Here is a 21,099-nt window from a genome sequence, read left to right on the forward strand (position 1 = left end):
CATTTTACATAATCTCTCATTCGATTTTCCAAAAGGTTGCATAACGTGAATTCATACAATAACGGCGGTCACTATATTACTGACCACACTCCTGTCAGCTACGGCTCTCCAGCCCCAGCCACGCGCGAAGAATTTGCATCACAACCCAGATTCTCTAATAAGCCTACTGGTATGAGCGATAAAGAATATCTAGGTTATCTAGCAACTTGCGAGGAATCTTACGACATTACCGAGAGAACCTTCGCGTTATATACGCTCCACCCAAATGCACTCTACGCCATTTAGCCCTTTCCACGTTTACGAGATTGACCCTAAGCACCCAGCAGCCCGAATTCTCCCCTTCCATTACGTTCTGTGTTTTACCCAGCCTGAGTTCTTTGAACCTGGGGTAAACTTCAACGTCGTGGGCTTTCCTATTTTAGACCGCCAGTCTCGCATTGGAGACAAACGTCTCCGACTACCTTTGAGCACGCTTCCTGAGGGCGAGATAAGGATTGCGAACGGACCGTTACTTGCAATAGATCTCTTGCAGCCTTTCAACCACAATATGTTTGTACCTCATAGCATGGGACAAATAAAGGAGTCTGAAAAAACAGAATTGAAGGAAATGGTACGTCGTTTCCTTTCTCTATAATCTTCCGGGTACGTTAATAAAAGGCCCACCCCCATGGCAAGAGGATGGGCCGATACACTCAAAACGTCAAACCTAACGGGGATGAAAGGATAGTGGCCTGGGCCAACCACCTGGGCAAGCTTTCGTCTCGCAATCAAGGGATTACTACCTCGCCGGCAGTGGCGCGGACGGCCCGTTGGCCGCTATTACCTTCCATCAAATCTTGGTTGGGGCTTTGCCCCACAGCTCACTTCGTTCGCGTTGCAGGNNAGTCGCTTCGCTTCTTGTTGCAGAGCGCCTTCGGCGCGTTGCAGAGGTCGCTTCGCTCCCGTTGCAGGTTGCAGCTACCGCATGAGGCTGCTCACTTCGTTCGTGTTGCAGGGCAGTCGCTTCGCTTCTTGTTGCAGAGCGCCTTCGGCGCGTTGCAGAGGTCGCTTCGCTCCCGTTGCAGGTTGCAAGCTACCGCATGAGGCTGCTCACTTCGTTCGCGTTGCAGGGCAGTCGCTTCGCTCCTTGTTACAATGGTTGCGCAGAGTCGGGGGCTGCAACAACTGTAACAGGAGCGTAAGCTACCCTGCAACACCTGCAACCCTTGCAACGGGAGCGTAGCGACCATCTGTAACCAGTCGCGCAGCGACCCTGGAACCTGGGATCGTAACGCGATCCTACAGCTCATCATACCGCCACAACTCCAGGTCTTTGATCATACGGATGAGCTTGTCGCCGTAGCGGGGGTCAGTAGCATAACCGGCTTTACGAAGGCCATGCGACCAACCTGTATAGTCGGTAATGGGTAGCTGGAAGAGTTTTTTGTAGCGGTCTTTCATCAGCACCTGAGAATGGGCGCGGTAGCTTTCTTCGGGGGTTTCGAATATGCGGAAGAAGTCTTTATGGTGATCATCGGAATGATTGGAGCAATGGCCTTTGCGGCATTTTTTACTGAAGCATTTAATCCCGAAGTGATTATGGTTCTTACGGGCGAGTGAACTACGTCCGGTACCACTTTCCAGTAAGCCCTGCGCCAGGGTAATGCTGGCGGGGATGCCATGCGTTTGCATTTCGGCCAGCGCGACCAATTTGAACTGATCGACGTAGACGAGTTGCTTTTTCTGCTTCTCCGTCCATTCCTTTACCGGAGCGACGTAGCTGGCCAACTTGGCTTCTCCAACTCCCTTTGCACCAGCGACCGCGTCTCCGGATACTTCTGGCCCCGATTCCGAATGCGTAAAGACTGATGATTCATTAACGGCAAAAAGCCCGCCGCCATCAATAGTAAGGCTGAAACTCAGCTCCCGCTGGGTTACCAGAATGGTTAGGGAAACCAGCACGACCAACTTAGTCCAGGGGCTAGTCAACTGACGATGCACCCGTCGATAAATATCTTCGAAAAGCAACCGCCAGCCAGCGGGAATTGGTAAGTGAATCTGTTTCATTTTGTTTGAATTATGACCGCAAGGTACACGAATTGTTTTAAAATAAAACCACTTCGTCATAAAAAGTTTTAAAAACCTTTTAACGCTTCCTTAAGGACCGTCGAAAAATGGGTGCGTTACCTTTGTCGGAACAGTTATAAATCATTCCCCATGAAGCGTTATTTTTTTATTTTATTACTCACCGTAGCCACCGTCACCACTTCTTTTGCACAGAAATACGGACACGTCAATTTTGGCAATCTTCTCAGTGAAATGCCCGAGGTGGAAAGTGCCGAAGCACAGTTGCAAGCTTACGAGAAAGAGCAGTTGGCCATTGGAGAGGGGATGGTCGAAAAACTGAAAGCTGATTTTGCCGCTGCGCAGGCTAAAAAGGACGATACTACTCCAAAAGAGTTGGCCACAATTGAAGCCAAACTGCAAAAAGACCAGGCTGCCATTCAGCAATTCGAACAGCAGATGGGGGTTAATATTGAAAAAAAGCGTCAGGAATTACTGGGCCCAATCATTCAGAAGGCTAAAGACGCAGTGAACAAAGTTGCCAAAGATCAAGGCTATCAAATGGTCTTTGATTCCTCTGTTTTTGGAAGTATAATGTTTGCCCAGGACGCCACGGATCTGACGCCAGCTGTTCGGACAGCATTGGGAATTAAGTAGTGCTCAAGACTCAGTGGGCAGCTTTTAACCTCAGCGGATTCAGTACTCAGTATTCAGGGTTCACAGGCGCATTCTTGAGCTATGGGTTACTTCCAACTACGACACCTCAGTGCGACCTCTGTGCCTCCTTTCGTGTTCAAATCTGTGAGAACAATCAACTGCGTAGCAGCCTCTTATGAGGCTTAGTGATTATTCCCAACGCCGCATCATCCGCCGGAACGGCGTATCCAGCAGCGTCATCACATCTTCAGTGAAGACATAGCCGATTAGCTGACCCCGGCCCCCGGTTATGGTCGCACCATATACATTAGCGTCGACGATTCTTTCGATAACCGCCAGCAGGTTTTCGTCTGGTCCGGCCGAGACGAATTCAACTTCGCAGAAAGGGCGGACTGCCGCTTGTAGGTCCACTGCCTCTTCCTGCAGTACGGCTGCCTCCACAAAGCCGATTTGTTCGTTCCATTGATTGAAAACGGGGAGTACCGGCCAGCCGGTTTCCTCGAATTTCCGGATTGTTTCCGCCACCGTATTATTGGTGTAAACTCCTGGTTGCAGCTTTTGGGGCATTCTGAGGACGTCTTGCAGGGTCTTGCCAGCCAATCGTCGGCGTTGCCAACCGTTTTGGTATTCCATAACCGACATCATGACGATAAAACCAGCACCCACTACCAACAACGGATCCCCCAAATGCCAGCCCGCCCAGGCGAGGCCAAGCCCGATGATGATGCCCAAAACGGTAACAATTACCGTAGACACACGGACACCAAAGGGATGCCTGAGCAGCGCCCGAAGAATGCGCCCGCCGTCAAGTGGGTAAGCGGGGAGTAGGTTGCCGAAGGCCAGCAAAAGATTAACGGCCAGCGTAAGACCAAGTAACTGGTCTAAAATACCCGGAAACACGACAAGGTTCCCGGACAATTTCAGGTAGAAGGCCACCAGTAATTTGCCATCAGGCCGCAGGAGCAGAATGCCCCAGGCAATGACGGCCAGTAAAATATTGGCCAATGGGCCGGCAGCATAGACGAATACTTCCGACCATAACTGCTTGGGCTGTTCGGGCATGTAAGCCCCGCCTCCCAAAGGGAATAGAACTATTTTCTCAGCTTGCACCCCTCTGTTTCTGGCAGCTAATGCATGCCCAAGTTCGTGGATAAGCACGAAACTGAATAATAATAAGGCAATGGAAGACCACCAGCTTACTGAAGCCCAATTCATTCCGTAATCGGGTATCCAGGCAAAATATAGAATGGCCACGGGGACCAGCAGGAAAGTCCAGTGAAGGTCTACCGGTACGCCGAAAATCTTGCCGATGCGAAGGGAGGAGGAGAGGATGGGGAGAATGAGTAAGTTAGAGAATGGGTGAATAGTCGCTACGCTCCTGTTGCAGGGATTGCAGGGTCGCTACGCTCCTGTTGCAGGGGTTGCAGGTTCGCTACGCTCCTGTTGCAGGTGCAGGGTCGCTACGCTCCTGTTGCAGGGGTTGCAGTAGTTCTGCTCTGCAACCCTTGCAACCCCTGCAACGTGAGCGGAGCGAACTCCTGCAACACGAGCGGAGCGAGTCCCTGTTTATTCTTCTTCGCACAAATAGTTTATTTCGCTGAGCAGTTCGGGTCGAAGATAGGTACGCGCAACGCGGTTGACGTCTTCGACCGTAACTGCAAGGTAGTGGTCCAGTTCAGTATTGATCAATTCAGGTTTGCCGAGTGAGGCAAAGAAAGCCAGTTCCGACGCGCGGCTACTGACATTGATAGATTTGTAATGGTTGTGCTGTTCCAACCGGTTCATTACCTTGGCAAGCTGCGTTGGGTTTACGCCCTCCGTTACCAGTTCGTTGACGACCGCGAAGAGTGCTTCGCGGGCTTGTTCGTAGTCGGCGTCTTCGTCGGGCCGCGCATCGATCAGAATGGCGCCGGAGTCGAGGCCATCGTTGTGGCTGGCGGAGACTTCGGCGAAGATGTCTCCGTCTCGTACCAACCGGCGGTAGAGCAGGGAAGAGCGGCCACTACCCAACAAAAAGCAGAGGATGTCGATGGCCGGGAAGTCTGGGTGGATTCTTCCTGGCGTGCGATAGTTCAGGTAAATGACGGGGCTGGGCACATCGGACACAACCTCCTTACGACGGGTATCCGTTTGTTCCGGTTCATCGGGTAGCGCAGGCCGGGGGTGGTCGGGGCTGGAAGGTGGAATATTGCCGAACCATTTTTCGACCTGGTCGCGAATTGCACCATTGTCGAAGCCGCCGGCGATGCTGAGGATGGCGTTGTCGGGCCGGTAGTACCGGTAGTAGAAATCCCGGACGTCCTCCAGGTTAGCGTCTTCTATGTGTTCGAAGCGCTCCCCGATGACGGGCCAGCGGTAGGGGTGAATTTTGTAGACCAACTCGTTGAGGTGGTGGTACAGATCACCGTAGGGTTCTTCGAGGCAGGTTTCCTTGAATTCTTCCACGACGACCTTTTTCTGGGTGTCGAGGGCCTGTTGGTCAAGCTTGAGCGCGCGCATACGATCTGCTTCTAACCAGAGCGCGGTTTCCACGTTATCGGCTGGTAAAATATCGTAGTAGAGGGTATGGTCGGCTCCGGTAACGGCGTTGTTCTCGCCACCAGCCAGCTGGAGCGCGTCGTCGAAGTTGGGGGCATTCTCTGAACCACCAAACATCAGGTGCTCGAACAGGTGAGCAAAGCCGGTACGGCCGGGCGGGTCGTTGCGGCTGCCGACCTTGTATAAAACGTTGACGGCAGCGACCGTCCGATTGGGGTCGTGGTGAAGTACTACAGTCAGGCCGTTGGAGAGTTGGTAGGTATCGTAGGTTATCAAGGAATAATTTTCATTTGTTAAACCGGCAACCCCCTCTACAATCCGTGCGCTTCGCGGCGGTCCCACGCGGGTAGGGGCGATCTGAAACGCTGTGCGTTTTTGAAGAAGAGATTAGCAGCATGCGAGCAGAAATCATTATTTCCGATTTCGCGAACCGCCAAAATAGAACCCCTTTGCATCAGTATGGTTGTCTGCAATCCACGCCCGATGACTACCCGAACAATTGCCGCACTGATTTTCCCCTTTTTATTGTCCTGTTGCGGCGGGCCAGCCACGGCGATCCCATTGGCCGAACTTGACTACGCCGAGGTGGAGAATCAAACTGGTTGGACGCTTCGCCTCCACGGAGACGGCAGCGGTAGCCTCAGCCACGAACAGTTGCCAGCCTACCATCTGCACTACCCGCCTACCACCTTTGATGCGAGCCCGGCCCGGCAACTCACCAGCCGCTGCAAGGGAAAAAATGAAAACCTGGTTTGTGTGACCATCCGGTTTTATTCTTCCAGAAAAAATGAGGTAACGGACTGTCAGTGTGCCCCCGGTAGCTGGCCAACGCGGATTATGGAACAAGCCATAGACGAAATGCAGGAAGCAGTGGATGCGGGCGGGAGCGAACGGAGTTGCCGGATGCTGCGGCGGAGGTGGTTGGCGGCGAGGTGATAGTCATGTATTCTGCTAAGCCCGTTCTTCGAACGGGAGGACAATTCCTTTTTCGACGTAATCTTTTAACCCCTTCAGGAGCATTGCCCAGCAGAACGAGGACCGGCGGAAGTGGGCATTGCAAGCGGGCCAATCGAGATGTGAGAATTCAAGCTGGGTACCTCCGTCAGCTGGCATGAGGTTAAAACCGAAGGTGGTAGGCGTCCAGTCTTCGTCGGCGCGCGTCATTTTGATGTGGAAAGATTTTTTCGGAATCAATTGGCTAACCTCGCCGAACCAATCGTATTCGGAGGTGAAGTGGAAATTGTATTCGTTGCCTAGCATTGGCTGGCCGGTGCAGCGGAGTGGCCACCAGTTGACCAGGTGTGCTGGTTCAGAGATAGCCGCAAATACTGCAGCAGGATCAGCTTTGATGACGAGGTCGTGGTAGATGTGATGACCGGTTGATTGATCGTTCATACGCTGGAGATTGCTTTACTCAGATTAAGATACTACCGGTACACCTTACCCTGCTGTTAAACTTCTTTTCCTTGCACCTGCGGCCGCGCCCCAAAAATCATAAACCCAAAAATGAATAACGCAAGTACTGTGGTAATAACTCCGAAATAATGGACTGGCCCCGGCGTAACCCCCGGGAATTCTCCCTTAATTCTGGCCATATAAGTGCCGATGATGACGATGCCGAGGTAAAGAAAGTAGATGAAGTGGAGCTTTTTGTTTTTGATCCGGTCCATCAGAATAGGGTAGAGGAGGATCATCAGGTAGCCCAGGAAACCACCCGCCACCTTAAAGGGGACGAGCTCAATGTCGTTCAGCAGCACGTTGGTGGCAAGGAAGCCAAAATGGATGAAATGGAGTACGCAGAAGATGGTTACAACCTGCTTCACCGCAGCCATACCTCCTGGCCGCTCATCGTGAAAGATGAGGGCGAATATGCTGAAGGCAAAGAGGTAAACGTAAAGTGACAGCCGACCGGAATAACGCGCCGCATGACGGAATATCTCGTTTGGTTCTCCCATGAACGTAAAGTAGGAATACCCGAAAATGATTACTTCGAGCGCAATGCCGATGAATAGCCATTTTTTGAAGTCAAAATCTAAGTTGGTGACGTTAGGGAAGAACTTGGAAAGCATGGCAGTGAAGTTGAAGGGAGATAGTTTGTCAGTAGAAGGGTGAACCTGAATTATGCTTTTACGAACGGCCTCCCTGTCCGTTAATCCTCCGCCGATCCACAAAATAAATGCCTAACCCCATCAGCCCGAAGAGTAGCACCGAAGAGAGTTCAAAGCCAGCTCTAAATCCAGACCCATGTGCTCCAACGATGCTATCATAGTTTATCGACTTGATCAATCCTACGATGATCAGCATAATGGACCAGCCGAGAAAAAAGTGTTGCCATTTCATTATTTCCGTTCTTTAGTTTTCTCCCCCGTAGCTTTAATCACTTCTTCCACCTTATCATTAGGTACCGTCATCGAAAGCGTGTAGTGCGCAATTTTCCAACCGTTCACCCCGTCGCGTTTTACCACGGCGGTGCCCCGGCAGGGCCCCATCCAGGTGTCCAGCACCTCATCCCAGTAGGCTACTTGCTGATCTGGGTTGTAGAAAATATGGCGTTCGGTGGCGTTAAAGTCCCAGGCTTTACCACGGGCAAAGTAAGGCGCGGCGAAGCCGAGGAACTGTTCCTTGGTCCAGTGCTCTGTTTTGTCGGTTCCGATGTAGATGGCGTCGTCGGCCATGCTGTCGAAGAATACGGTGGAATCGGCGTTGGCTGCGGCCAGGTGCCAGTTGGTGGCGAGCGCTTCGATGGCATCGCGGGGAGATTGATCCGAGACGGGGATGCAGTCGCCCTTAGCGTCGCGGCGGGTATCGGTTATGTGCAGCACGCGCCACTGGCCTTCCTCCCCGTCTTTGACGAGCTGGAAGGTGTTGACACCGCAGTGGTGAAGCTCGCCTTTATAGTTGAACACGTAGGGCGTCCAGGCGCTGGCGAGGTGCCCGTCGATGTTGACCTCGGTGTAGTGCAGGGTCTCTTCCCAGTCGCCGGCCTCGGCTTTTTGCATGCCCCGGAACCAGCCGTTGATGCTACCGGCGCTAACGACGGTTTTGCCGTCGGGCTTAGTTACTACGGAGTGAAGGGTGGCGTCCGGGTGGAAATAGGTGCGCAATCCGGTCGTGTCACCGGCCTTCATGTGGTCGAACATGGTGGTGATGGTGGCTTGCGGGGTGTGTTGGGCGCGGACGCCGGTGCAAACAAAAAGCAGAAGAGCAAGGAAAGGTAGACTGCGCATAAACTATTGGTTGAATGGAAAGCTAAGGTAAGCACTACTTTATCGTAAATTTGCGGTGCCTTACAGATCCCGGAGGGATCAAATCGTTTTAACCCCGGTCGAAGCAAGCTGCGCAGCAGCGAGCGTAGCCCGGGGAGACCAAGCCACCTAACCCCGGTCGAAGCAAGCTGCGCAGCAGCGAGCGNCCGGGGAGACCAAGCCACCTAACCCCGGTCGAAGCAAGCTGCGCAGCAGCGAGCGTAGTCCGGGGAGACCAAGCCACCTAACCCCAGACGAAGCAAGCTGCGCAGCAGCAAGCGTAGTCTGGAGACTTCTCCAAGAGATGTCCTACTGATCCTGTAGGGATCGAACCATAGTTATCCCGGACGAAGCAAGCCGCGCAGTGGCGAGCGTAGTCCGGGGAGATTAAATCCACTTAATCCCGGTCGAAGCAAGCCGCGCAGCGGCAAGCATAGTCCGGGGAGTCAAGCCCCACCACTCCAACCATGCCCGCCACCACCACACTCCCCTCGCTTACCTACACCAAGTACCAAACGAAACCAGCTACCCAGCTGGCCCTCTTCAAACAACTCCTGCGTCCGCGCCTGATCGAAGAGAAAATGCTCAAGCAACTACGCCAGGGCATCATCAGCAAGTGGTTTGCCGGCATCGGCCAGGAAGCCATTAGCGTGGGCTGCACCGCGGCCCTCAACGATGATGAGTACCTCTTCACGATGCACCGAAACCTGGGCGTATTTACCACCCGTAATGTGCCGCTGCCGCAGCTCTTCGCCCAGTGGCAGGGCAAACCCGGCGGGTTCACCGAAGGGCGCGACCGAAGTTTTCACTTCGGCAGCCAGGAGCACAAGATCGTAGGCATGATCTCCCATCTCGGTCCGCAACTCTCGCTGGCAGCAGGCGTTGCCCTGCGGCACAAGCTGATGGGAGAGCGAAAGGTTAGCCTTGCCTTTACCGGCGATGGTGGCACCAGCCAGGGTGAATTTCACGAAGCACTTAACACGGCGGCGGTATGGAAACTCCCCGTCATCTTCGTGGTGGAAAACAACGGTTGGGGCCTGAGCACACCCGTCAGCGAACAATATGCCTGTAACACCCTGGCCGACCGGGGTGTCGGCTACGGCATGCGCTCCCTGACCATCGACGGGAACAATATCCTTGAGGTCTACGAAACCGTCAGTAAGCTAGCCGCTGAACTGCGGGAAAACCCCGAGCCAATCCTGCTGGAATGTTTAACCTACAGAGTGCGCGGTCACGAGGAAGCCAGCGGCGTGAAGTACGTACCGCAAGACGAAATCGAAGCCTGGACGGCCCGCGACCCCCTCAATAATTTTGCGGATCACCTTATTGAAAAAGGATTCCTGACGGCAACAGACCGCAAAGCCCTCGAAAAAAACATTAAGAAAGAGATCGAGGATGGCCTGAAGGCCGCCGGAGCGATGCCCGAAACGGTGGGGGATGTAGACCGGGAGTTGGCGGCCATGTATGCTCCTTTAACTTCCACGGCACCTGCGGCCGCGCCCGGAAATGCTTCTACTGAGATGCGCGTCATCGACGCCATCTCCGACGGTCTTCGTGAAGGCATGCGCGCCCACGATGACCTGGTGCTGATGGGGCAGGACATTGCCGATTACGGCGGCGTCTTCAAAATTACCGACGGTTTCATGGCGGAGTTTGGCGCCGAGCGTGTCCGCAACACCCCGCTGTGTGAAAGTGCGATCATCGGCATCGGCCTGGGGCTGAGCATCGCTGGCGGCAAGGCGATGGTGGAAATGCAGTTTGGTGACTTCGTCACCTGCGGCTTCAACCAGATTGTGAACAACCTGGCCAAACTGAACTACCGCTGGGGGCAGAACGCCGACGTTACCGTCCGCCTGCCCGTTGGCGGTGGCGTAGGAGCCGGCCCCTACCACAGCCAGACGATGGAAGCCTGGTTTACCTCGGTACCCGGTCTGAAAATAGTTTATCCCAGTAACCCGGCCGACGCTAAAGGCTTACTCACCGCAGCACTGGCCGACCCTAACCCCGTACTCTACTTCGAACACAAAGCCCTGTACCGCTCCCTGAGCGGCCAGGTGCCTGCCGGCTACTATACCACGGAAATCGGCAAAGCGGCCATTGCTCGTTCCGGTAACGACCTAAGCATCATCACCTACGGCATGGGCGTACACTGGGCCCTTAAAGCCGTCGAAGAACTTGGTGTCGATGCTGAGATTATCGACCTGAGGACCCTTGCTCCACTGGACTACGCAGCGATTGCAGCCACGGTTAAGAAAACAAGCCGCGCGCTTATCCTCCACGAGGCCAGCCTCACCGGTGGCTTCGGCGGTGAGCTCGCCGCCTGGATTGGCGAACACTGCTTTGAAGACCTTGATGCCCCCGTCCGCCGCCTGGCGGCACTGGATACGCCGGTACCCTTCGCCGCAGCGCTGGAAACGGATTATATGCCGGAGGCACGGTTGCAGGGGGCTTTGGAAGATTTGCTGGCGTATTGATCTTTATTGGGTTGAGCGCCTGTGGCGCGATCTTATTTTTAAATCGCGCCACAGGTGCTCAACCCAACTTGAATACTCAGAACCGCTGGGTAAGCTTTTTCTCCGACTTCCTGAAGTACTAAACGACGTGCTTCGCAGTACTTCGTATTCGGCAGCTAACCAGTGTAATCTTTCTTTACCTTCGCACAAAATTTGACAACTATGAAATTAAGCGAAATCCTGGCCGTAAGCGGTCTCCCCGGTCTGTACAAAGTAGTGACCGAACGTAAGGGCGGCCTGATCATTGAAAGCCTGGCCGACGGTAAGCGTCGTTTTGCTCCGCAACGCAAGCACCAGTTTGCCCCGTTGGAAAGCATGGCTATGTTTACTGACGACGGAGAAGCAGAACCACTGAGTAAGCTCTTCGCCCGGATGAACGAACAGGCGGAAGATAACCCAGCACCGGAGACCAAGGCAAGTAAAGACGTCATGTTCGAGTACCTCGCCGATGTACTTCCGAACTTCGATAAAGAACAAGTTCACGTTTCCGATATCAAGCGCCTGCTGAAGTGGTACCACTTCATTAAGGACAATGATCTGTTTGGGGGCATGGAGGAAGAAGAGTAGTCGAATAGTTCATAGTTCAATAGCCTGTAGCGTCCGACTATTGAACTATGAACTACTACACTATGAACGCTCAGCTACCGCTGATTACTAGGGTGAAAGCTCATGATTGTTTCCCGCAGAAAGTCCGTATCCAGGTGGGTATAGATTTCGGTGGTTAGGATGGATTCATGGCCGAGCATCTCCTGCACTGCGCGCAGGTCTGCTCCACCCTCGATCAGGTGCGTAGCAAAAGAATGGCGGAAGGTGTGTGGACTCACGTTCTTCTCTATACCGGCTTCTGCGGCATATTTTTTGACAGCGGTGAATACGCTGATCCGGCTAAGGCTACCGCCTCTGCGATTCAGGAAAACAAAGTTTTCAGCTTCCGGCTTGATGACGGGCAGCACCTTGCGAACATACTCGAGGTAAATTTCCACGTGGTGGATGGCTTCGCCGCCGATGGGGACGATGCGTTCTTTGTTGCCCTTACCGGTTACGCGAATGAAGCCCTGATCGAAATAAAGATTAGTCAGCTTAAGGTCGGTCGCTTCGGAGACGCGGAGGCCACAGGCGTAAAGGGTTTCCAGCAGCGCCCGGTCACGCAGTCCGTGGTCATAACTAAGGTCGATGACGCCGAGCAGATCGCGGACCTCCTGATAGGTAAGTACCTCCGGGATTTTACGCCCCAGCTTAGGGGCTTTTAGCAGCTCAGTGGGGTCGGAGGGGATGATCTTTTCGTCGAGCAGATAACCAAAAAAGGTCTTCAGGGCGGAGATGAGCCGGGCCTGCGAACGCGGGCCGAGGCCGAGTTCTGCCAGGTATTGGATGAAATCATCGAGGTGGAAGCGTTCGATCCGGTCGGGGTTCATTTCCCAGCCACGCAGGTCCAGGTACGCCGGTAATTTCTCCAGGTCAGAGCGATAGGCCGACAGCGTATGGTCGGAGTAGCCCCGGTTTAGTTTTAGGTAGGCGGCGAAGGTGGTGAAGTTTGTCTTCCAGGCGGAGTTCATTGTGGGCAAGATACGGGTTTTGGGGAGCTGGAGAGAGTTTTCGAGTTGGTGAGTCACTGAGTTGCTACCGCAAGTACCGCTCACTTTGCTGCGCACGTTCGCCCGGGAAACGTGTACCTCCCGCTTTAGCCGGATAGGTCTAAAGCAACAAGGAAAAGCCGCTCGCAGAGCGTTCAAGTGTCAATCCCCGAAAATTGCCCCGAAAATCAGCCACCTCCAACTCCGAAAATTCCGGCTCAGTATGCGTAGTAGTTAGTATGACCACCGGGCAACCTGCATTATTGGCTGCCTTAGCACCCGTCACCGAATCCTCGAAGATGATGCAATCTTTCAGATCGACGCCAAGGGCGTCGGCACCCTGTTGGAAAACCTCCGGATGAGGCTTTCCCTGAGTGACCATGCCAGAATGTACAATGTGTCCCATCAACTCCCGGATGCCGAGTTTGTCGATGACAAAAAAAGCATTCTCCTCCGGCCCGGCGGTGCCAATGGCCATGGGGATACCCAGCGCATGGGCCTGCCGGATAAAATCGAGGGTACCGGGTACGATGTTGGCAGCGAAGTCAGCGGCGAAGATCTCGCGGTAGGCTGCTTCCTTGTCCCACGCAATCTGCGTCCGTTCTTCGTGGGTGAACCGGTCTCCGAAGAGCCGTTCCAGTATCTCCAGGTTCACGCCGTGGATTTCTTCTTTGACACGTTCGAGGCTGTACTCCAACCCCAATTCCGCCAGCTTCCGCTGCCAGGCACGGTGATGTACCATCATGTTGTCGACCAGGGTGCCGTCGAGGTCGAAGAGGAGGGCTTGGCAGTTTATGGTCATAATTGGTCTGTTGGTCTGTTGGGGCGAATTTAGACTTTTTGGCGGGGAGTGAGTTGGTGAATTGGCGAGTCACTGAGTGGCTGCCGCTGTTACCACTCACTTCACTGCGCTTGTTCGCCCGGGTGAGCAAGCGCAGCGCGGCGAACGGCACTTGCGGTAGCTACTCAGTGGCTCACTCCTTCGTCAACTCACTATGCACCTGCGTCCCCGCCAAAAGTCACTCAACCGCCATCCGAACATAAATTTATCTTATCCGTTAGCGCCAATGCAACATTCTTGCCACAACAAGCGTCCTTTAAGCTGACCTTACCACTACTCAACAACTCTATGCGTAATCTTTTGCCCCTGTTCAGCCTGCTCGTAACCTTGCTTACCTTCGGTTGTAACACCCCCAAACCAACGATGGCCGAAGCGCCCATCGTGATGGAAGTCCGCGACCTGGACACGATGACCGTTACCCCTGAAGTGAACGGGGTGATCGAAACGGAAAACATCGTAGTTGAACCGGAAACCCCCAACGAACGCCCGGTCTACCACCCGGCCTACACCCGTACCCATGACCTTATCCATACGCGCCTCGACCTTCGGTTCGACTGGGAAAAAGAAATGGTGATCGGTAAGGCTACGCTGACCCTGGCCCCCATTTTCGAACCCAGCCGCCTGCTTGTCCTCGACGCCAAGAACTTCGAGTTCAAAAGCATTAAGATGGCTAACAGTACTGGCCGGGGCCTTGTCTACGACTATTCTGAGGATAAGCAACAGATAACCATTGCGCTGGACAAGAAGTACCAGCGTGGTGAGGAATACACCATTGAGCTCGACTACACGGCCATTCCTGCCCAGAGCGGTGGCAGTGCAGCGATCACCTCTGACAAAGGCCTGTTCTTCATTAACCCACGCGGCGAAGAAGGTGATAAGCCTATGCAGATATGGACGCAGGGTGAGACGGAGAACAACAGCCGCTGGTTCCCCACCATTGATAAGCCCAACGAGCGGACCACGCAGGAGATGTACGTGACGGTGCAGGACAAATTTGTCACGCTGTCTAACGGCGCGCTGACGAAGCAGACCAAAAACAGCGACGGTACCCGCACCGATTACTGGAAGATGGACCAGCCGCACGCTCCCTACCTCTTCGCCCTTATTGTCGGCGATTTCGATGTAGTGGAAGACGAGAAATGGAACGGCAAACCCGTCAATTACTACATGGAAAAAGGCTGGAAAGACCACGCCAAGTCGATCTACCCCCACACCCGGGAAATGCTGAGCTTCTTTAGCGAGGTGACCGGCGTAACCTACCCCTGGCCGAAGTATAGCCAGGTGGCCGTGCGCGATTATGTGTCTGGTGCCATGGAAAACACCACCGCTGTCATCTTTGGCGAATTCATGCACGGCACTGACCGCAGCCTGATCGACGTAGAGCAGAACGAGAAGATCGTCGCCCACGAAATGTTCCACCACTGGTTTGGCGATTACGTCACTTGTGAAAGCTGGAGTAACCTGACCCTGAACGAAGGCTTCGCCAACTACAGCGAATACCTGTGGATGGAGAAAAAGCACGGCCGCGACGCTGCCGACGCGCACATGCTGGATGAACGCAGCGGCTATTTTGGTTCCGTTCGCCGGGGTGCTCCTCACGAGTTGATCTGGTACGACTACGACGACAAAGAAGAAATGTTCGACGCCCACAGCTACAACAAAGGTGGAGCAGTACTGCACATGCTGCGCGGTTACCTGGGGGATGATGCCTTCTTCGCCAGCCTCAAGAAATACCTGACGGACAACCAGTACTCCGCAGTAGAAGTCGACGAACTCCGCATGGCCTTCGAAGACACTACGGGCGAAGACCTCAAGTGGTTTTTCAACCAGTGGTACCTCAGCGCCGGCCACCCAGCCTTGTCGCTTACCACCGACTACGCTGACGGCAATATTATGTTGACCGTAGAGCAAACACAAAGCACGGACGATAATGTCCCAGCCATTTTCCGCCTCCCAACGCAAGTGGCCATCTTCTCTAATGGCAGCACTACGCCGAAGATGATGGACATTGTCGTTGACGAGCGCAAGCAGACCTTTACCTTCCCTTCCACCGTGAAGCCAGACGTAGTGGTCTTTGACCCCCAGCACTACCTGTTAGCTACCTACGATTACACCAAAACGGCGGAAGAACTCGCTGCCCAGTTCAAAGGTGCGCCGACGGTTGTTGACCGTATTCTGGTGCTGCAGCGCCTGGCTGGTAAAGACGCCAGCGAAGTTAAAACGATGACCGTTACGGCCGCACTTTCCGATCCTTACCACCAAGTAAGAGGACGTGCCCTCCAGCTCGCAGGCGAAGACCCAACGGCGGAACAGTTCTCCAAGGTCCGGGGACTGGCCAAGAATGACCCGCACTCTGAAGTACGGGCCCTGGCCATCCAGTTCCTTGCGGAGATGGAGGAAGCTGAAATCGCCGATATCGCTACAATGGCCCTCGATGCGCGTCCGTTCCCGGTAGTAGCTGCAGGACTGCAGGCATTGGTAATGGCAGATAAGGAAGCAGCTTTGAAGGCAGCCACTAAGCTGGAGGATATCGATAATGGTGACATCTCCGCTGCCCTGGCGGCCATTTATTCAGAATCTGGCGACGTTAGTAAGCTTCCTTACCTGGAAAAGCAATTGGCTAAGGCGGATGGCTTTCCTGCCATCGAACTTTTCGACGGTTACCGCAAACTGGTGGCGGTAGGCAGCCCGGAAGTGATGAAAGCCGGCATCGATAAGCTCAAGAATATTGGCATGACGCAAACGGGTAGCCCCTGGCGCCGCCTGGCAGCTACCAAGGCCATCCACGAAATGCGCGAAGAACTGAAAGCTTCGGGTGCGGATGCTGCCAAGGTGACCATGCTGAAGACCATCATTGATGGGATCAAGGCGGCGGAGACGGTGCCTGATCTGGTACAGATCTATGAGCAGTACGGGAATTAGAGCATTAGCGATTGATGGAATGAGAGAATGGCTACCGCAGTTGTCGTTCGCAACGCTGCGCTTGCTCACCTTTGACGAACAAGCGCAACGCAGTGAGTGGCGGCAGCGGTAGCCATTCCAGCATTATTTTATTCTCCTATTCACTTCTCAGGCGCGGCCGCAGGTGCAATAATAGTTAGTCAAGTAGTCGATGGCTCCGCGACAATTGATTTAATACCGGGTTAACAGACTATTCCCCGGTGACCAACGTTACAATTACCAGTCTTAACCAGCGCGACGATTCCTATTAATCGTCGCGCTACCTTTTTTCATATGTCATTACTCCGTGTCTTTCCAGTATTTCTGCTCGCTCTTTTCCTAACGCCCAACGCTGCACAGGCGCAGTTGGACATGAAGGGCCTCGAGATAGGCCCTTGGGTCGGAGCCTCCTTCTACCTGGGGGACTTGAATACCGAGTTTAAGCTTAATCGTCCGAACCTTGCCGGTGGCTTTGCCGCCCGCTATAACTTTAACCACCGCCTGGCGGCCAGGGTAAGTTTCAACTACGGCCAAATTGAAGCTTACGACTCCGACTCTCAGAACCCTTTTGAGCGAAACAGGAACCTAAATTTTCAGTCTGATATCTTCGATGGTACAGCGCAATTTGAATTTAACTTCCTTCCCTACTTTCACGGTCATAAAGAGTACTTTTTTACGCCCTACGCCTTTGCCGGTATATCCGTCTTTACCCATAACCCGAAGACGAGAACTGATAACGGCCAATTGGTAGAATTGCGTGACCTCGGTACCGAGGGGCAACTTCGCGGGGAGGAGTACTTGGTTATCAGCAGTGCGCTTACTTACGGCCTGGGCATCAAATGGGACCTGAGTTACGAAATCAGTATGGACGTCAATGTTGGCGTCCGTAACGCCAATACCGATTACCTCGACGACGTTAGTACCACTTACCCGGACATCTCGGACCTACGTCGCAGCCGTGGCCCCGTGGCCGTCGAACTCTCCGACCGTGGTATTGCCCTTGATGACGAAGGCGATCGCATTGATCGCGAAGGCCAGCAACGGGGAGACGATACGGTCAACGATCGCTATATTTTCGTCGGTGTCGGTATCAACTATTACTTTGGTGACGTACGCTGTCCGGATTACGGACATAAGAAGAGCCGCCGCAGGCGGAGATAGTCAGATAGTCAAGTAGTTCATAGTCAAATAGTACTTTGTCCGATGCTCGCTTCGCTCGTGCGGCTGCGCCATTTTGAAGGCCTCCTTCTTCCTGCCACGGTCCTCTGTGAGGACTAATAGCTGCGTAGCAGCCTCCCGATTTATCGTGAACATTCAGCACCGCCGAAGTAAATTTGTGCTACCCTACTACGAAATGTGCGAAATAGCCGGGTCGTGGTAGTAACGCAAGCCCAACAGACCAATACGACCAAAATGACCGCCCAAACCACCTTCACTCTCCAGCCCCGCTCCCGCGGCTACCACATCGTCACCCAGGAGGTGATGAACCAATTGCCCTCATTGCCGGAGGTAGGGTTACTACACCTCTTCATCCAGCACACCTCCGCAGCGATTACCATCAACGAAGCGGCGGATCCGGACGTACTGGTCGATTTCGAATCCGTCTTCAATCAAATTGTTCCTGAAAACCTGCCCTTCCTCGTTCACACGATAGAAGGTCCGGATGATATGCCGGCCCACATCAAGGCGGCGATGATTGGGCATTCCGTCACTGTCCCGATCACTAACGGGATGCTGAACCTGGGTACTTGGCAAGGAATCTATTTGTGCGAGTTCCGCAACCGGGCCTCCGGGCGGAATATAGTGGCGACTATCTATGGTTAGAGAACCCTTCTAACGCAAATCAAGAGTTAAAATAAGTACTTATCTGTTGAAACAGTCGCGTCAGTAATCAAATGATGAATAATTGAATGGCTACCGCAAGTACCGTTCACTGCGCTACGCTTGCTCACCATGGCGAACAAAGCGTAGCGAAATGAGTGGTTAGTGCGGTAGCGTATTCTCTCGTTAGCTGCGCTGCTGCCTGCGGCGGTCAATTATTCTCTCACTCAATTATTAGCTGAATCTCAAGCTAGTTGTAAAGTAAAAAGACTCACTTTAGCTCTTGATTCACGTTTCTAGTCTACCTGAAAAACAGCATTCCCAAACAGCAATTTTCCTTGCTCCCAGAAACCCCGGTACAGTGGGTTATCGATCAGGTAAACCACCTGCCCCCGGCCCATGCTTTGGACGCCGAAGACCAGGGTCTCCTCTATTTCTTTTTTTGCCTTGCTGCCGATGAAGCCGGCGACAAACGGCTCGGTACGAATGCGACCGGCATTGACGCCTGACTCCAGATAGTCATAGGTATCACTACCCGTTTTCAGGCTGTGGTAGTGTTCACCTATACCGAAGCTGAGAGGGTAGGTCGCGTCCATCTCCACGCCGACAATGGCGCCAGGGTTAAAACCGGAGATGAAGCGGCGCTCCGAGCCGCCGTGCGGCAGCAAACGGGGATCCGGAGCATCATCGTCATCGTCTTCCGCATCGTCAGTATCCTTCTGCTTCAGGTCGAAGCCATCAAGACGGCTGAGGCTGCGGTTGGCACTGCCAATGGCGATGATCTTTCCGCCAGCACGGACCCAATCGGTAAGTGTTTCAGCTGCGCTGCTGAGATCGTACCGGCCGCTCGGAAAAATCAGTACATCGTAGTCGCCGGCGGCAACGTCGCCGAGGTCTTCGGCATTGAAGATGCTAATCGGGTATTTTAGGTCCTGCTCGAAGTAATACCATACTTGGCCAAACTGGTTGGGGTTGACATCATCTCCGCTCACGATGGCAACTCTTGGTGCTTTCTTCAGGCTGTAGGCGCCGCTGCCCAGGTCGCCGCCCGACACACTAAAGCCCGTTTCCAAAATGGACAGTGGCACTTCGTGTTTGTTCACCAGCTTGCGTACGGTAGCGGTAAAGTTCTCCGTCTTTCGGTTGTCTCCTTTATTGATGACAATGGCACCGGCCTGGAAGGTTTGGTCGCCGAACTGGAAATCACCGGTAGCCGTCCGGGCGTTTACGCCGGCGCTGAACAGATCGCCGAGGAAGGCGGCGCTGGAAAGGTCGGTCCATGGGACTACGTAGGCGTAAGCTTTGGCGAGGTCTTTACCTGCAAATGGATCGTTGTAAGCTGGCAGGGTAAAAGGTTCGGTCTTTACGTCGAATCGTTGTTGGCTGGCCTGGGCATCAAGGCCGTAGGCGAGTGGGACGGACCAGGCGGTGATGTCGTAAGTAACGGAGTCTTCGACAACGGCATCTGGGTCAAACAGGGTTTGGGCCAGCACGGAACGTGGCTGAAAGGCACTGATGATCAGGTCTCCAGGCTCGGCACCGCCGGCGATGGAACGGGCTTCCTGGTAATCGTAGGTGGTGCTGCCAGTCGTGCCTGCGGCCCGGCTGTAGGCAATACCGTTGCGGTCAAGCAATGTCAGCAGGTTTCGCATTTTTCCGCGCGGGGTGTTGCCACTTACTACGTAGGTGAGGTATTTACCCTGTGGCTTGGTGGTCGCCTGTTTGAAATAGGCGCGGAAGTTTTCCAACAGGCGATCGCTCTCTTTGCTGGCGATTTCGACGGTGCTCAGGGAGGTGGTCCGGTGGTGCGCGACGCGGTCGGCGAGGGTCAGCGTATCGCCATTGGGCAGATCGATAGCGCGGCCGGCGCGGCTGTGGCCACCCTGCTCGTAGGTCATCCCGATGGCTCCGTTAAAGGTGGGCCAGGTATCGCCGTAGCTGGGGTAGAGGAGGTCAAAGCGCTCGCGGGTGAAGTATAGCCAGCCTTCCCGGTCGAAGTAGCGGGCGTGGTTTTTACCTATCTCGGTCTGGAACTCTCCTTGCCAGTCAGTGATGTATTCGTGGAAGGGCGCGGCCGCAGGTGCAAAGTAATACGGACTGGTATAACCCTGCTCATGGAGGTCAGCATGGATGTGGGGCATCCACTGCTTGTATTTTACCATTCGTTGCTGGCTTTCGACCTGAGTTTGCCAGGCCCAGTCGCGGTTGAGGTCGAAGAGGTAGTGGTTGACCCGACCACCGGGCCATGGCTCCTGGTGTTCCCGCGTGCTGGGGTTAGGGTCGAGGCCGAGGGTCGCCGTTTGGCGATACCAATTGGTGTAGCGGTTGTAGCCATCCGGGTTGATGCTGGGATCAAGAATGACGATGGTGTTTTTTAGCCAGTCGCCCGTTTGTGGGTGCCTGGTGTTGACAAGATCGTAGAGTACGCCCATGCTGGCCTCGGAGCCAGCGGCTTCATTGCCGTGGACGCTGTACGACATCCAGACGATGGCAATGTCTCCAAGTGCCGGGTCAGGGTCTCCTGGCAGCAGACCGGTAAGGCGCAGGTTGTTTTCCCGAATAGCCTCTAGTCGGGCAATGTTCTCGGGGGTGCTGACGTAGGCCAGCAGCAGCGGCCGCGCTTCATTGGTCCGGCCGTATTCCTCGAGTTTTACCCGTGGACTGGCCTCCGCGATCTGCTGGTAATAGCCAACCAGCAAGTGGTGCGGGGTGAAGGTTTCACCGAGGTCGTGTGGCAGGAATTCGCTGGGTGGGACGACCTGGCCGATTACGTTGAAGCTTAGAAAGAGGGTAAGGGAGAATAATAGTCCGCGCATGCCAGTATAGTGTTGCTGAATTTGAAAGGGATAAAGCTACGGAAAAGAGGTGTTGTAGAGGGAGAGCACCTTAGCACTTTGCTCCTTCCCCCTCATACTGCACCTGCGACC

At 54.1% G+C, this 21,099-nt stretch carries 17 protein-coding genes; 7 read left to right on the plus strand and 10 right to left on the minus strand.

The annotated features are described in order from the left end of the window. Positions 1 to 1,278 precede the first annotated feature (1,278 nt). Positions 1,279 to 2,046 carry a glucosaminidase domain-containing protein gene (locus tag B036_RS32155; protein ID WP_020569504.1) on the minus strand — a complete coding sequence of 256 codons (768 nt, stop codon included), beginning with the start codon at positions 2,044 to 2,046 and terminating at the stop codon, positions 1,279 to 1,281. 150 nt (positions 2,047 to 2,196) lie between these two features. Between B036_RS32155 and B036_RS0114780 the strand changes: the two genes are divergently transcribed. Further along, on the plus strand, positions 2,197 to 2,700 hold the full coding sequence (locus B036_RS0114780; RefSeq protein WP_020569505.1) for an OmpH family outer membrane protein: 504 nt from the start codon (positions 2,197 to 2,199) through the stop codon (positions 2,698 to 2,700). A 189-nt stretch (positions 2,701 to 2,889) separates the two neighbouring features. Here B036_RS0114780 and B036_RS0114785 read toward each other — a convergent pair whose 3' ends face one another. Both B036_RS0114785 and B036_RS0114790 read right to left on the minus strand, forming a co-directional pair. Beyond that, positions 2,890 to 3,954, minus strand: a complete 1,065-nt coding sequence (locus B036_RS0114785) for a M50 family metallopeptidase (protein ID WP_157472167.1) — start codon at positions 3,952 to 3,954, stop codon at positions 2,890 to 2,892. A gap of 312 nt (positions 3,955 to 4,266) precedes the next feature. Further along, positions 4,267 to 5,514: a M16 family metallopeptidase gene (locus B036_RS0114790; protein WP_020569507.1), complete on the minus strand. Its 1,248-nt coding sequence runs from the start codon at positions 5,512 to 5,514 to the stop codon at positions 4,267 to 4,269. A 207-nt stretch (positions 5,515 to 5,721) separates the two neighbouring features. Here B036_RS0114790 and B036_RS0114795 point away from each other — a divergent pair, with 207 nt between their 5' ends. Continuing rightward, positions 5,722 to 6,174 carry a hypothetical protein gene (locus tag B036_RS0114795; protein WP_020569508.1) on the plus strand — a complete coding sequence of 151 codons (453 nt, stop codon included), beginning with the start codon at positions 5,722 to 5,724 and terminating at the stop codon, positions 6,172 to 6,174. Positions 6,175 to 6,189: 15 nt separating this feature from the next. On the opposite strand, the gene B036_RS0114800 is transcribed toward B036_RS0114795, so the two are convergent. From B036_RS0114800 to B036_RS32950, 4 genes are read right to left on the minus strand one after another with little or no spacing between them, the layout of a single operon-like run. Continuing rightward, positions 6,190 to 6,633: an SRPBCC family protein gene (locus tag B036_RS0114800; RefSeq protein WP_020569509.1), complete on the minus strand. Its 444-nt coding sequence runs from the start codon at positions 6,631 to 6,633 to the stop codon at positions 6,190 to 6,192. A gap of 56 nt (positions 6,634 to 6,689) precedes the next feature. Then, the gene (locus B036_RS0114805) at positions 6,690 to 7,307 is read right to left on the minus strand and encodes a hypothetical protein (RefSeq protein ID WP_020569510.1); all 618 of its coding nucleotides are present in this window, start codon (positions 7,305 to 7,307) and stop codon (positions 6,690 to 6,692) included. A gap of 58 nt (positions 7,308 to 7,365) precedes the next feature. Continuing rightward, positions 7,366 to 7,578, minus strand: coding sequence for a hypothetical protein (locus B036_RS0114810; RefSeq protein ID WP_020569511.1), 213 nt, complete (start codon positions 7,576 to 7,578; stop codon positions 7,366 to 7,368). After that, positions 7,578 to 8,465: a nuclear transport factor 2 family protein gene (locus tag B036_RS32950; RefSeq protein ID WP_020569512.1), complete on the minus strand. Its 888-nt coding sequence runs from the start codon at positions 8,463 to 8,465 to the stop codon at positions 7,578 to 7,580. Before B036_RS32950 ends, B036_RS0114810 begins: the two co-directional genes overlap by 1 nt. Positions 8,466 to 8,950: 485 nt before the next feature. Between B036_RS32950 and B036_RS0114820 the strand changes: the two genes are divergently transcribed. Then, on the plus strand, positions 8,951 to 10,957 hold the full coding sequence (locus B036_RS0114820) for an alpha-ketoacid dehydrogenase subunit alpha/beta (RefSeq protein WP_020569513.1): 2,007 nt from the start codon (positions 8,951 to 8,953) through the stop codon (positions 10,955 to 10,957). 201 nt (positions 10,958 to 11,158) lie between these two features. After that, a complete protein-coding gene (locus B036_RS0114825) occupies positions 11,159 to 11,563 on the plus strand; it encodes a DUF5606 family protein (protein ID WP_020569514.1) in 405 nt (134 codons plus the stop codon). A 74-nt stretch (positions 11,564 to 11,637) separates the two neighbouring features. Here the strand turns inward: B036_RS0114825 and xerD are convergent, their stop codons facing one another. Together xerD and B036_RS0114835 are read right to left on the minus strand one after the other, a co-directional pair. Then, positions 11,638 to 12,552 carry a site-specific tyrosine recombinase XerD gene (gene xerD, locus B036_RS0114830; protein ID WP_020569515.1) on the minus strand — a complete coding sequence of 305 codons (915 nt, stop codon included), beginning with the start codon at positions 12,550 to 12,552 and terminating at the stop codon, positions 11,638 to 11,640. 139 nt (positions 12,553 to 12,691) lie between these two features. Beyond that, positions 12,692 to 13,372: an HAD family hydrolase gene (locus tag B036_RS0114835; protein ID WP_020569516.1), complete on the minus strand. Its 681-nt coding sequence runs from the start codon at positions 13,370 to 13,372 to the stop codon at positions 12,692 to 12,694. Between the two features lie 327 nt (positions 13,373 to 13,699). Between B036_RS0114835 and B036_RS0114840 the strand changes: the two genes are divergently transcribed. The 3 genes from B036_RS0114840 to B036_RS0114855 all read left to right on the plus strand — a co-directional run bounded on the left by B036_RS0114840 (position 13,700) and on the right by B036_RS0114855 (position 18,175). Next, positions 13,700 to 16,333, plus strand: coding sequence for a M1 family aminopeptidase (locus B036_RS0114840; protein ID WP_020569517.1), 2,634 nt, complete (start codon positions 13,700 to 13,702; stop codon positions 16,331 to 16,333). Between the two features lie 312 nt (positions 16,334 to 16,645). Further along, the gene (porG, locus tag B036_RS0114845) at positions 16,646 to 17,512 is read left to right on the plus strand and encodes a type IX secretion system protein PorG (RefSeq protein WP_083926215.1); all 867 of its coding nucleotides are present in this window, start codon (positions 16,646 to 16,648) and stop codon (positions 17,510 to 17,512) included. Positions 17,513 to 17,764: 252 nt separating this feature from the next. Continuing rightward, positions 17,765 to 18,175 (plus strand): secondary thiamine-phosphate synthase enzyme YjbQ, encoded by a 411-nt coding sequence (locus B036_RS0114855; protein WP_026232008.1) that lies wholly within the window; start codon positions 17,765 to 17,767, stop codon positions 18,173 to 18,175. A 293-nt stretch (positions 18,176 to 18,468) separates the two neighbouring features. On the opposite strand, the gene B036_RS0114860 is transcribed toward B036_RS0114855, so the two are convergent. Beyond that, the gene (locus B036_RS0114860) at positions 18,469 to 20,988 is read right to left on the minus strand and encodes a M14 metallopeptidase family protein (protein WP_020569521.1); all 2,520 of its coding nucleotides are present in this window, start codon (positions 20,986 to 20,988) and stop codon (positions 18,469 to 18,471) included. Positions 20,989 to 21,099: the final 111 nt, after the last annotated feature.

This window comes from Neolewinella persica DSM 23188, assembly GCF_000373105.1.
Taxonomy (GTDB): Bacteria; Bacteroidota; Bacteroidia; order Chitinophagales; family Saprospiraceae; genus Neolewinella; species Neolewinella persica.